The following is a 12,711-nucleotide window of genomic DNA, read 5'->3' as shown; positions in this document are numbered from 1 at the left end:
ATTGAAATAATTGAAAGTATACAAGTATTTATTAAAGTACTACATTTCCATTCTCACGAAGAGCTTTTCCTGTGAGATTGATGAATAATTCGTCGAGATTACGGGACTTTTCGTCCAATAATTCAATCAGTTTCCCTTCCTTTAATATTTTCCCTTCATCAATAATGATGATACGGTCACAAAGCGATTCCGCTTCTTCCATATAATGGGTTGTCAGGATTAGAGTGGTTTCTCCTATGTCTTTTAATTCTTTCAGAATATTCCAAAGGTCGAGTCGCGAGTGTGGATCGAGTCCGGTAGTGGGTTCATCCAGAAAAAGAATTTGCGGAGTATTTAATAATGCTACACCTAAAGCAAGCCGTTGCCGCTGACCTCCTGAAAGTGTTCCTACCATCGATTTTCGTTTACTTTCCAGCCCTGTCAATTCGATGATTTCATTCGCTCGTTTTTGACCAAGCCGGAAAAAACTAGCGAACAGGCATAAGGTTTCAAAAACAGTCAGCTTGTCGGAAAAACGTGTTTCCTGCAATGATAGACCAATAATTGACCGAAGTTCTTTTTCATTCTTTTGCCAATTTTTACCCTTCAACAGAATTTCTCCCGAATCCGGTTTTTTCAATCCTTCCATCATTTCAACCATTGTTGTCTTTCCCGCTCCATTAGGGCCAAGTAAAGCCACAAATTCTCCGGGAAGTATTGCGAAAGAAATACCTCTTACAGCATGTACATCCTTGAATGACTTATATACGTCTTTTACTTCTATCTGATGCATTATATATTTATTAACCCCATCAATTTATCATTGGGGTGATAAAAGTAATAACGAATTTTATGAATACAAAGTTTTGGTCTTTCTTAATATATATTATTTGATTATAAAAAATTTCAATAGAGATATTCAGATAAAAAGCATACGGAAAGAATTAGCACGATATAAAGTAGATATACTATGCTAAAATTCACCACCAAACAATTTATTGTGTAAGGTGTAAGTATCTTATATGCAGCCCCCACCTATGTTACCACCTGTTATTGAAAGAAGAATAATAACATATTATAATAAAAATCTCGCTACTTATTCCTCTACTATTTCAAAAACTATCGTTACCCTTCCAGCCCCAAGAGCACTTTCCAATCCCGAAGCATTATCAATAACTCCAATCCTGCTATAACTGTACGAGGTCGAGAAACTCTTATAGAACAATACCAACGTTCTCGAACCGAAAAGCATAATATCGCCGTTACGGATAGTTCCCGGACTGAATGCTGCTGTAGGCAAGCTGTTCGGAAGGTCGTAATACTTTTCGTTTCCAGCGTGTTCTGCCATATTTATCGTTATCGGAAGCATAGCCCTGAATGCTTTTGCCGTTTCATTATTTGCAAGAGTGGCTGAAAATGTTTCCGAGCCGACTTTTATCCTAAGTTTCATACCTTTATTTTCTGTATTATCTTCTCCACCATTGTTATTATTGTTATCGTCGGTCTGCCCGCTTTCGGGAACTTTAGGCGTGGCAGGAGGATCATCCGAGCTACACGCCGAAACATTCATTGCTAGTAATACGGTGAATGCTATTATAAATAATTGCTTCATAGCTTTTGATATTCGGTCTATCTTAAATGTTCCCTAAAGAAGGATTCCAGTTTATCGAATGGTATAATATCCAGACGGTCGTATAAATCCACATGAACAGCCTGAGGGATAATCATTAACTCTTTGGGATCGCAAGCTGCTTTGTAAGCGTCTTCGCTGAAATAGCGAGAATGTGCATTCTCCCCTGCAATCAGCAAAACGGGTCTTGGCGAGATTTCTTTTATATAGGTTAAGATCGGCATATTCATAAACGATAACACATTGGTAACTGTCCACGAACCGTTTGAATTTATTGAACGCGGATGAAAACCCCGCTCCGTTTTATAATAATCAAAGTATTCTTTTACAAATTGAGGTTCATTGCCTTCAATTTTGTCAGGCAGTCCTTTGGGGGCTAAATCCGGAGTCCTATTTTCTGCATCCACCCAACGCTGTAGGCTTAATTGCTCTAATGTTTGGGTTCGTTGCTCCAATGTTGTGGTATCGAAATAACCGTTGGCATTCACTCTCGACATATCGTACATACTTGTGGTTGCTACGGCTTTAATTCGTTTGTCGACAGCGGTAGCATTTAACGCAAAACCTCCGAAGCCGCAAATACCAATGATGCCTATTTTGTTTCGGTCAACACTCGCCTGTATTCCTAAATAATCAACAGCCGCACTGAAATCTTCGGTGTTAATATCGGGCGATGCTATATGTCGGGGCTCGCCTCCGCTTTCTCCCGTATAAGAGGGATCAAAAGCAAGCGTAATAAAACCACGCTCTGCCATATTCTGTGCATAAAGTCCCGAGGACTGCTCTTTTACCGCACCGAAAGGACCGCTGATAGCAAGAGTCGGTAATGCGTCATTGCCTTTATTTTTCGGAATATACAAATCGCCTGTAAGCGTAATTCCATAACGGTTTTTGAAAGTTACTTTCTGACGGGTAACCTTATCACTTAAATCAAATGTATAGTGTTCTTTTTGCTCTGTATAATTCATATTCTCTGAATTTTGATTGTTCGTTTTTTGATTTTGGCTATATGATTGTCCTAAAAACATTAGGGTTAAAACTGCCAGGATTGATAGTCTCTTCATTTTATTCAATGTATTTAATGATTTTCGCAGGAATACCGCCTACAATCGTGTTGTCGGGTACATCTTTTGATACTACCGAACCTGCCGACACGATAGCGTTTTCGCCAATGGTTACGCCTTGAAGGATAGTTGCTCCTGCCCCAATCCAAGCGTTCTTTTTGATATGAATAGATTTAGGTACAAGCGAATGCCTTTCTTCTGGCGAAACAGGATGCCCTTCAGACAAGATACTGACGTTGGGGGCTATCAGGACGTTATCTTCGATGCTGATACCGCCCAAATCGAGGAAAGTACAGTTGAAGTTGATAAATACGTTTTTACCGATTTTGGTATGCTTTCCATAATTGATATAAAAAGGGGTAAATACGGAGACACTTTCGTCTATTATGCTATCTGCAATCTGGCTTAACAAATTTCTGATCTCAGCAGGATCAGAAGAGCTGTTCATTTGCAAGAGTAGTTTTTTTGTGGCATAAGAAGCCTCCCGCATTTTATAGGCTTGTGGGTCGTCGCACGGTATAGTTTCTCCGTTTTTCAGCCGCTCAAAAATATCTGCTTTATCCATCTTTGTGTTTTTTAATACAAAGATCGTGATTTATCAGCCTTTACAGTTAACGATTTTCAAACCGATGATTAAGAAATTCAAACTATCGATTCCCTGAGAGATTTTGGATTTGTTCCAGTATGTTTCTTAAAGAAATTATTGAAGTAAGTCGGATATTCAAAACCGAGAGCGAAGGCGATTTCTGATATATTCCAATCCGTATGTTGCAATAAAGCTCTTGCTTCTGCAATAATCCGTTCCGTAATATGTGTGGTGGTCGACTTGCCTGTGATTTCTTTTATGGCACGATTTAAATAGTTGGTGTGAATATTCAGGGTTTGTGCATAATCCTGTGCTGTCCTCAGTTGCAGCGGGTGGTCGAAAGTTTCGATTGGGAATTGCCTTTCCAGCAATTCAAGAAATACAGATGTAATGCGTGCAGTCGCTTTTTTAGTTTGGTGATAATGTTCTGTCGGTTGCAGTTTTAACGCCTCGTGAATAATCAGGCTAATGTAGTTCCGAATTAGTTCATCCTTAAAAGTATAGTCATTTTCCTGCTCTTCAATCATTTTCTGAAAAAGTGTATTCAGAAACAGCCTTTGATGCTCTGATATCTCTAAAACAGGAGTTCCGTCAATTTTGAAGAACGGCGATTGAAGGAGGCTCTCCGAGCGTTCAGATTGTTTCAGAAATTCTTCAGAAAAAAGGCAGGTATACCCAACGTATGTAGTTGATATTGTTTCCCATGAATAAGGGATATGCGGGTTGCCAAAGAACAGAATTGTACCTTCCTGCTCAAAGCTTCTGTCGGCATAGTGAATAACGCTTTTACCGGTAGTAAGACAAATCTTGTAGAAATCTTTACGACTATAAATGCGTGTGGCATTACTGTCGTCATCAATCTGAAATGCCTTGAAGCCTTTTAGCTTGAGTTCATTGTTAAACTCCGAAATGATGCGTTTTGCTTTCATAGTGTAAAGATATGAAATTCAAACTTATTGTATTTAAGTTTTTTTGTGTTTTTAGAGTGAAAGGGCTCATTATGTTCGCGAAAAATCTCAAGTAAAGTGTATCTCTCAGGCTTGTCTCTACCTAAGAAGCGGCTAACCACAGCTTCAGCAGTAATGTGTTCAATGCCGTCTTGTTCTAAATCCCGATGAATCCTGATAAATTTCGCACGAATTGAATCAAGATACATATTTAATTCATTTGCCAGGAGAGAACGCTCATAGGCTTTGCCTTTGGCGGTATCCCATAGCTTCGGGTTGATAGTATTCTTTGCTGTCGTATCGGTTCGGATTCCGTCTACGGTGACTCTAACAACTATTGCAGCTCCTCCATATACTGAATATTGCTACCATTATCTTGCTATATACAAATAATTTAACCTTTTCGAATCTATTCCTGTAACGAAATTGTAACGCTTTACAATGACTTAGAAAAATACCGAATTGTTTTTAATTCTAATAAGTAGCTTCTACAATCAATGGTACGAAAAAATCCACAAGAAAAAACTCCTTTATATTAATGGCTTGGCTCTTTGTCCCAATCTACATAGGGCTTTTGATAGAGGGCATCTTACAATAGATGAAAGCTATAAGGTCGTTGTAGCAAACAATGTTGAAGAAAATACAGATAACTCTTCTTCACTCAAACAATTTGAAAATAAAACGATAATTCTACCTAATAACTTATCGCACTATCCCAAAGCAGACAATCTGCTATGGCACAATGAAAACGTATTTAAATAAAATAATAATAATAAGCAGTATAATATTATCCTCATGATCTAGTCAATTGGTAATTCCTCTAAACAACAACTTGCAAATGATTATTTTATGAATAGGTAATTTGTGGTCGCAAGTAAGACCCCTTAACAAATTTAAAGAAATAGCTTTAAGATTATAACTCTTTCATATTCTTACACCGAGATGTATCTATGGCGCGGATATAATCTGACTCGGCTTCTATTGCCAGTACTGCCGTATCTGCTGCATAGATACGAATTTTGCGTCCCTCTACCTCTCCTTCCACCTTCACAGTGGTGTTGTCTGCGTCTACTGGTCTATATGATTTGCGTAGTCCGCTACCAAAATCATTGATGAGTTTATCATTCACGCTTGCCAAAGTAATGTTCATGCTGAGCTTCTTGCCCACAGCATCTTCCGACACATCGATAGTGATGACCGGTGGATTTTTTCGAACTCCCCAATCTTTTGCAGTCAAAGGTTCTGGCTGATCATAATCGTTAACATTTATCACTTGTTTTTCGATAAGCTGTACCGATTCTATTGGGTTTCCATAACTCACTACCAATCTCAGATTTTCGTTTTTCCTAAAGTCAAGACTTGTAATTTTGTTATCCATGCAAGAGAGCCTATACAAGCCCAAACTAGTGCTAGTATCGAGACCCTGAAGCCTATTGTCGCTACAATCCAAATGAATCAAATTAGTATTAGCAGGAAGCTGCAAACTAGTGAGGCGATTGACCCGACACTCCACTTTCTCAAGCTCTGTACAATTGGAAATCAAGAGTTCGGAAAGTCTATTTGTGGAACAATATAAAAAGTATGTAGCTCTTTGTTATTACCCAAATCTAATTTTTCTATAAAATTTCTTCCACAATCCAAATTGTCCAATCGAGTGCAAGCCGACACATCTAGTTCGGTGAGTTTGTTGTTGTAGAGATCTAATCCTCCGAGTGTTTTACATTGTGACAAATCGATAGATTTCAACTGGTTATCTCTCAAACTTAAAAATTCCAAACCAGAAGGAATATTAAAATGGCTGAGATTGCATTTCCAGATAGAGAGGTTTTTAGGGGAGGGTGTGTCCCCAAACTCTAGCTCTAGTCCTTCAATATTATACAATGTAACTCTCTCCAAAGACTTGAAGGGAGACAAATCAAGCGAGAGACTCCTAAAATCTGTAAGGTCGAGAATCTGTAAGTCCTTACAAGTCTCAAAGTTTGGACATTTACCTTCTGATCTTATACTCAAAAGGCTAAGATTTGGACAATGCCTAAAATCAATGTTAAATTCTCCAACCATACACAGCGATTTCAACGAGGTACATCCCACAACATCCACTTTTCTATCTGAAGTTCCCGCATCATTAGCAACGTTTAAAATGTCAAATTTTTGTTTTCAGAAATATCAACACTGTACACACAACAAGGATAGGGAGAGTCCTTATAGTTCATAGATATAGACATACTTTTGGCAAGCGTATTGTTCCCATAGATTTTCACATCTCCTTTTGATTTACATTTTATTTCAATATCGTATATTCCGTAAAAGTCATAAGATGGCGTGGATTCATACTTTTTGAGTTCTCCATCGCCCAAGTCTAATGTCACACTTGCCATAGAATCGGCTGATGAAATGCTCAACCGAAAAAAGGAACTCTCAATATCGTCACACACGAATAGTGGCTATTGTGCACTCCTCTTGTGCTGTGACAGATAATATGCTAAGGGTAAATAATATATAAATAAGATATTTCATCTAGTAACAAGTGAGTTTGGTTAAACTACAAATATAAGGGAAAAAGCTTTACCACCAATCAGAAGTTTTTCAGAGTATCATCGTTTTCAAATCAATAAACAATCTCCTTTCAACTAAGCTTGCTTTTGCAAGCTTTTCTTTGTCAACAAGGGGACCCAGATGGATATTTTACCAAGTAAGAGCGCCAAGAAAAAACAGAGTGAGCTATAATAAATCTCTTACATTTATTTGAGACTAATTGAAAAAATGTAACGATTTTGTAACGAATTTATGTGAATAAAGGTGCTATTTTATGACTTATTTTGAGAAGATTGAATGTCTGAAGCTATTTAAAATATTAATAAACAACCACTTATGTCATTTACATCTCCAAGGGTTCGATTCCATACATCTCCTAAAGAAAAACCCTTGAAAATCAATGATTTTCAAGGGTTTACATCTTATCTTTTTGTTCCAGCGGAGAGAGAGGGGACATATACCCCATCCTATACCGCTATAAATGAATGCTTTAAAATTCTGAAATTTTGACTGTCCCCGAATTCGTCGGTGCGTGTTTCCGCAAAACTAACTGAACGTCATACTGTTACAAAAATATACAAAATTATCTACACTGCAAATGTTTTATTAGACTATTTTTCAGAAAGTTATAATAAATAATTCGTAAAGCACTCCTTTTTTTCGGAGGGAACTGTATTTTGAAGTTTCTATTTAAGGCTTCTTTTAATGAAAAATGGAAGTAAACTGGACCTCTTACTTATACTTAAAACCGTCTAAATCTTTGAGCTAAAATATCCTCACACTTATCAGTTATAAGATCAATTATTTCCATTCCTTTTTTACGAGGGATACGGATATTTTCACCTACAACCAGCATGTCTTCTATTGTAGGATTACCATTTTTATTTACTGAGGTAGCGTGTTCTCCATTGTATCCTTCTCTGCTAAGAGTCAAATCGTATGCCGGGGATAAAGACCAGTTACCATTGCGGCAAATGAAGCTAAAGTTTTTAGCATGATCGTCTTTGTTGTCTGTTAGAATATTAAAAACCATTCGACGAAACATTTCATCGACCTGTGCAGGATCTTGTGTGAGGAATCCTGTTAAATGAAGCAATGTCTTGTAGTCGAGTTTTGGGTTATGGATGGATTCGCTGAGTAATGCTCCTGCTGTAGCAATATGTAAGCGACTATAATTATCAATATCGAAACGTTTACTGGCAAAATATTTGCCTTGCAAAAGCTTAAAGTCTGATACTTCGATACCACATGAACGGGCAGTTTCATTATATAGAAATTCCATTTGTCCCATATCTATGGGATCATAAGTATGCCTAAATTTCACCAGCCAGGGACCTTCTTCGTCACGGTATAAACATTTAGGGCGGCAACCTCCTGAGTTACCACTATTAAAATAGAGTAGATCTGCTCCGGTATCTGTTTTTTCGGAAAGGACATCCAGTGCCAATTGCTGTAAATAGTCTAACTCGGGTAAAGCTTTTTCTTTTCCGACAAATGATTCTGGAAGATAAGATAGAGCTCCCATTCCCGAAGTTCCGACAATACTTAATCGTTGAATAGGGGTAAGAGTACTGTCGTCTATTCCTTGTTTTCTTAGTAAGCGATTGAGTAAATAGCGTCCATAACCATCAGGCAAACTATCTTCAAATATGCCGAAGTTACCCCAAAATGGTTCAGGCTTAGCGATAAATAAATTCGATTTTAATGGCAATTCTATAGGAGAAATAGAAAAACCGGACAAAAGCCAACTCTTGTCGTACTGAAATGCACACAATCTATTATCGGGCGTCATCGTCAAATCCCCAACCTTTTGGTCACGGTATTGGATGAGTAGTTTATTTACCTGTTTCATTACGGCTCCCTCTTTTTCGTTCTTTATTTTTATTGATCATCTCAAGTTCTTCCATTGTATCGTAAAGTGGTTGAGAAAGTAATTCTTTTATTTCTTTTGTATAACCGAGTGCTTTAGCCAAGGCTATATAGGAGGTTAAGGAAATTACAAATTTTTGCTCAAACTTGGCTATTGTTGGAGCAGGAATTCCACTTATCTCCGAAAGAGTGTTCCGTGAAAACCCTTTTTCTAAACGTCGTTTCTGAAGATTTTGTGCTAAAATCTTCTGGATATCGGATACTGTGTCAATATCAAAGTTGTACAGTAAAGGCATATTATTATATCTATTAATAAACAAATACAAAGATAATGAATATAATAATATACATTATAAATAAATATATTTTTACACGATAAACTTGGTTAAGATAAAAGACTTTATTACTGTTATTGTTGCTTCAGATATTGTAATCGCTTAACTTAACTCGTATGTCGCTTTACAAAACTGAGAGTTCTTCCTTCAGTTTGTCAAGATTTATATTTTGATCTCAGTTATCTCCAGCCTATTCTAGAAATCATCAAACGATAATTAATCAATCTCATTCTCCCATTTTTTGTGTCAATAACCTCCTATTACGCATTGATAGGTCTCATATAAAGTTAATCCTCTATAATTTAACAGACAATAAAATATGTTGTTTATTTTATTAATAATGTATTCCCATCTTTACCAATTTGTTAGGTGGCATTTATTTATTTTCTAAATAATTACTTACAATATCCCTAAACTCTGTGTCTAAGTTGATTTTATCTTCACATATAAGATTTACATATATTTGAGTTTCAAAAATGCCATTATTGACTCGTTTCAGATACTTTTTCAGTTCTCCCAATTCTTTAAATAAGTAATCTTGTTTTTTTAGCATCCATTTACAAGAAAACAAACAATTAGGAGTATTACTACATTGCTTAAGTTCATCATCTAGAATTTCAATAGATACCCCATTGCTTGTATTTTTAGCCGAATAACCTTTGCAGGTTGAAAGGGCATCAACTTTTGTAAATTGTTTTGTATTTAGATATATGTCTATGTTAACAATTTCATCAATAGCATTCTTTTCTAAAGAACTATTAATCATCTTTGAGTCCTTTAACTTATAATCTAATCTGACATCACATTTATCCGTAACCAGATGTGATATCCAATGGAACATGAAGGGTATTATAAATTTTATAAGTTTGTTGCTCCTTATATGAAGGTGTTGAAAAAAGATTTTGAGAAGTCTACCCAAGGCTATAGTATAGCTTAAGAAAACAGGTATCTTAAATACCATTTTCTTCGTGAAACTATATTAATGTTTTGTAACCAACACCTTATCTATTCGTTGACCGTCTTTGTCGACCACCTCTAGCTCATATTTATCAAATATAAACCGTTCTCCGACTTCTGGTAAAGTATTATTCATACTTATTATTAAACCTGCAAGGGTAGTAAAATTGCCTTTCATATAGTTATCGGGATTAATATCGAAATACTTCATAAACTCTATAAACGAATACTGCCCGTCAACCAGCCAGCTGTTTTCATCCCGTTGTATTATCTGGTATTCATCCTGTCCTATTTCACTAATGTCTCCCAACAAGGCATCCACCACATCATTCATTGTTACAATGCCTACGGTAGCACCATATTCGTCGATAACAATGCCGTAATGTATCTTCTCTTTTCGGAATAATTCAAGCACTTTATAGGCATACATATTTTCATTAAGAAACAAGGCAGGAGTTACAAAATCGCTGATATTGAACTCTTGATCCGTAGCTATCGGGAACAGGTTTTTTAACAGAACAAGACCGAGAATATCATCCAGATTACCCTTTTTGCATACAGGGTAAGCCGAGTGTTTTTCTTCGTTTATCTTATTTTTCACAACATCCCATGTATCGGTAGTATTAAAAAACACAATCTCGCCCCTGTGTGTAAGCAAGGTACTTACTTTCCTGTCTCCCAACTCGAACACCCTTTCCACTATATCCTGTTCTATGCCTTGAATCTCTCCACCCTCAGCACTTTGTCTTATTATGGACTTTATTTCCTCTTCGGATATTTTATCATCCGCTGTATTATTAAGACCGATTATTTTTAAGAGCAGGTCATTTGTTACAGTCAGTAACCATACAAAAGGGGTGGTAAGTACGGACAGTATTTTCATCGGTTTAGCCAGTATAATGGCTATACGTTCGGGAAACGCCATCCCTAACCTTTTGGGCAGTAATTCTCCTAAAACAATGGATAGAAAGGTAACGGAAACCACTATAATAGTCACAGCAATATCATGTGCATAGGGTTTGACGGCATCAAACTGATTTAAGAAGCCTATAAGATTACCTGTTAATTTCTCTCCGCTATAAATACCCAACAGAATTCCGATCAGGGTTATTCCGATTTGAACAGTCGATAAAAATCTGGCAGGATTTTCTGATAGCTCCAGTGCGGTTTTAGCACCCTTGCTCCCTTTCTTTTTTGCATTCTCCAGTTTGAATTTTCGGGAAGTGACCAACGACATTTCCGACATCGAAAAAATGCCATTTAAAAGAATAAGTGCTATAATAATAATTATTTCCATATAATTTTCTGTTTAATCTTGCTTTACAATTTTGCTATTGACTTTCTTATTCAATCAATTCTACTTATATATTAATAAAACTGTGTTATTAATCAGTCGGGATTCAATTCCCTATTGGCTGATAGCATTGTTCGAAGCTCAAAGAAAATAAATAATCTTTACAATCCATATAAGCGGGCACAAGGATTTGTCTTGTTTGAGATTATACTCATGCGTTCAATTCTATATACTTTGTGATTGATTACAGCCAATAAATACGTTTTCTAACGAGGTAATAAGGGTTTAGATGCAAAAAAACAGTTTCTATATACGAAATCGACCATTACGGAGAACTTATTTTTTAGATTGTATTTTAACAAATAGCTTTGCTGTAAATTTAAAAACAACTAAAAAATTAAAAATGTATCGTCTCTATTGATATGTCACACTTTAGTGCTTATTTCTCTTTTATACCTACCTGAACCATATGCAATATAAAAGAATTTATTTCCTCTGACGATTAAAAAACCTAGCTCTTCCATCCAGAATAATCACTCGCTATATAAGAAAAATTGAGATATATAATTTAAAGTTTTATTGATATTAGTGAATATTATGAGGTCGTGCTTAGCTATAACTGACAAAAAAATAAACAGAGAAGGGAGTTGCATTAAACATCCCCTAATTCTGAATTACACTATTTATCAATACTACATAAATCGATTAGCATATCCATTAACTTTTTATCACCAGTCCAGTCCGGCAGATTTGCTTCAATTGGAATATTCACTTTTTCCAATGCCTCCCGTTTCATTTCAGTATCAGCCTTTGCATAAATCTCAGTAGTTGTAACACTGGTATGTCCAAGAAGATCTCTTATAATATCCAAACTTTCGGATATTATCAATTATCTGATTATATAAACTATGTATGCTCTAATTTTTATAAGATCAATCTAATCTTATGCTAAATTTATTACTATAACTAGATACAGCAATACATCACATATACTATACCTAGCTCGGCACCTTAGATATTGTTTAACTAGTTGTTCTCATAAGAATTTAAACAATTGATTAAATAACAGACAATTACACCCAATACCCTTCCACTATTGTGGCCTTTCGATTTTATTAGTTCACTTGATCTGAGATGTATTATAATGAACCGTTACAACATCTGAGGCTGTGGCACTGGCGCTTCGGTATCGGCTAACCATGCACAGTTGAAGCAGGCATTCGTTATAGCCAATCGTAAAGCAAGAGAGTTAGGGCTGGTTATATCTTCTAATGTATGCTCTACCGATTGCCTGCTCGATCCGGCAGACTACCCACATATTCTATTCGTCCATTGTTCCGAAAACGTATTGTACAAACCTATTACAATGGATATTAATGGAAATATACGCTGTGTAAGACTGTCTTGTCCTAAAATAAGTTGACAGATTATGAATAATAAATAGTTAGCTTTATCATAAAAATATATATTCCTATCCTAGGTTTACATCGAATGTTTTATTTCGATAGTTTTTAT

At 36.1% G+C, this 12,711-nt stretch carries 16 protein-coding genes; 2 read left to right on the top strand and 14 right to left on the bottom strand.

The genetic code is table 11. The features are described 5' to 3' along the window. Positions 1–31 precede the first annotated feature (31 nt). The 6 genes from G7Y57_RS06915 to G7Y57_RS18185 form a co-directional block, all read right to left on the bottom strand. A complete protein-coding gene (locus G7Y57_RS06915; protein WP_165021496.1) occupies positions 32–772 on the bottom strand; it encodes an ABC transporter ATP-binding protein in 741 nt (246 codons plus the stop codon). 303 nt (positions 773–1,075) lie between these two features. Beyond that, positions 1,076–1,591: a cyclophilin-like fold protein gene (locus G7Y57_RS06910; RefSeq protein WP_165021494.1), complete on the bottom strand. Its 516-nt coding sequence runs from the start codon at positions 1,589–1,591 to the stop codon at positions 1,076–1,078. 17 nt (positions 1,592–1,608) lie between these two features. Then, positions 1,609–2,637 carry an alpha/beta hydrolase gene (locus G7Y57_RS06905; protein ID WP_255491375.1) on the bottom strand — a complete coding sequence of 343 codons (1,029 nt, stop codon included), beginning with the start codon at positions 2,635–2,637 and terminating at the stop codon, positions 1,609–1,611. 37 nt (positions 2,638–2,674) lie between these two features. Then, complete coding sequence (locus G7Y57_RS06900) at positions 2,675–3,238, bottom strand: sugar O-acetyltransferase (protein ID WP_165021484.1); 564 nt, start codon at positions 3,236–3,238, stop codon at positions 2,675–2,677. Between the two features lie 77 nt (positions 3,239–3,315). Beyond that, positions 3,316–4,188 carry a helix-turn-helix domain-containing protein gene (locus G7Y57_RS06895; protein WP_165021483.1) on the bottom strand — a complete coding sequence of 291 codons (873 nt, stop codon included), beginning with the start codon at positions 4,186–4,188 and terminating at the stop codon, positions 3,316–3,318. Further along, positions 4,185–4,544: an Arm DNA-binding domain-containing protein gene (locus tag G7Y57_RS18185; protein WP_165021990.1), complete on the bottom strand. Its 360-nt coding sequence runs from the start codon at positions 4,542–4,544 to the stop codon at positions 4,185–4,187. Before G7Y57_RS18185 ends, G7Y57_RS06895 begins: the two co-directional genes overlap by 4 nt. 124 nt (positions 4,545–4,668) lie before the next feature. On the opposite strand from G7Y57_RS18185, the gene G7Y57_RS06885 reads away from it, so the two are divergent. After that, positions 4,669–4,968 (top strand): HNH endonuclease, encoded by a 300-nt coding sequence (locus G7Y57_RS06885; RefSeq protein WP_165021482.1) that lies wholly within the window; start codon positions 4,669–4,671, stop codon positions 4,966–4,968. Between the two features lie 151 nt (positions 4,969–5,119). Here G7Y57_RS06885 and G7Y57_RS06880 read toward each other — a convergent pair whose 3' ends face one another. The 8 genes from G7Y57_RS06880 to G7Y57_RS17860 all read right to left on the bottom strand — a co-directional run bounded on the left by G7Y57_RS06880 (position 5,120) and on the right by G7Y57_RS17860 (position 12,085). Further along, a complete protein-coding gene (locus tag G7Y57_RS06880) occupies positions 5,120–5,584 on the bottom strand; it encodes a hypothetical protein (protein WP_165021481.1) in 465 nt (154 codons plus the stop codon). 161 nt (positions 5,585–5,745) lie between these two features. Continuing rightward, complete coding sequence (locus tag G7Y57_RS06875; protein ID WP_165021480.1) at positions 5,746–6,267, bottom strand: hypothetical protein; 522 nt, start codon at positions 6,265–6,267, stop codon at positions 5,746–5,748. Between the two features lie 74 nt (positions 6,268–6,341). Then, entirely contained in the window at positions 6,342–6,584 is a 243-nt protein-coding gene (locus G7Y57_RS06870; RefSeq protein ID WP_165021479.1) for a hypothetical protein, read from the bottom strand. Between the two features lie 899 nt (positions 6,585–7,483). Then, positions 7,484–8,593 carry a type II toxin-antitoxin system HipA family toxin gene (locus G7Y57_RS06865; protein WP_165021478.1) on the bottom strand — a complete coding sequence of 370 codons (1,110 nt, stop codon included), beginning with the start codon at positions 8,591–8,593 and terminating at the stop codon, positions 7,484–7,486. After that, entirely contained in the window at positions 8,577–8,906 is a 330-nt protein-coding gene (locus tag G7Y57_RS06860) for a helix-turn-helix domain-containing protein (protein WP_165021477.1), read from the bottom strand. Before G7Y57_RS06860 ends, G7Y57_RS06865 begins: the two co-directional genes overlap by 17 nt. 415 nt (positions 8,907–9,321) lie before the next feature. Then, positions 9,322–9,711, bottom strand: a complete 390-nt coding sequence (locus tag G7Y57_RS06855; RefSeq protein WP_165021476.1) for a hypothetical protein — start codon at positions 9,709–9,711, stop codon at positions 9,322–9,324. 213 nt (positions 9,712–9,924) lie between these two features. Then, positions 9,925–11,199, bottom strand: a complete 1,275-nt coding sequence (locus tag G7Y57_RS06850) for a hemolysin family protein (protein WP_165021474.1) — start codon at positions 11,197–11,199, stop codon at positions 9,925–9,927. A 676-nt stretch (positions 11,200–11,875) separates the two neighbouring features. Continuing rightward, positions 11,876–12,085, bottom strand: coding sequence for a hypothetical protein (locus tag G7Y57_RS17860; protein ID WP_185153927.1), 210 nt, complete (start codon positions 12,083–12,085; stop codon positions 11,876–11,878). 318 nt (positions 12,086–12,403) lie between these two features. Here G7Y57_RS17860 and G7Y57_RS06840 point away from each other — a divergent pair, with 318 nt between their 5' ends. After that, positions 12,404–12,619: a hypothetical protein gene (locus tag G7Y57_RS06840; protein ID WP_165021472.1), complete on the top strand. Its 216-nt coding sequence runs from the start codon at positions 12,404–12,406 to the stop codon at positions 12,617–12,619. Positions 12,620–12,711 lie beyond the last annotated feature (92 nt).

Source organism: Dysgonomonas sp. ZJ279 (assembly GCF_011039205.1).
In the GTDB taxonomy this organism is placed as follows: domain Bacteria; phylum Bacteroidota; class Bacteroidia; order Bacteroidales; family Dysgonomonadaceae; genus Dysgonomonas.
The sequence above is the reverse complement of the archived record's forward strand: the minus strand, read 5'-3'. Positions and strand labels throughout refer to the sequence as shown.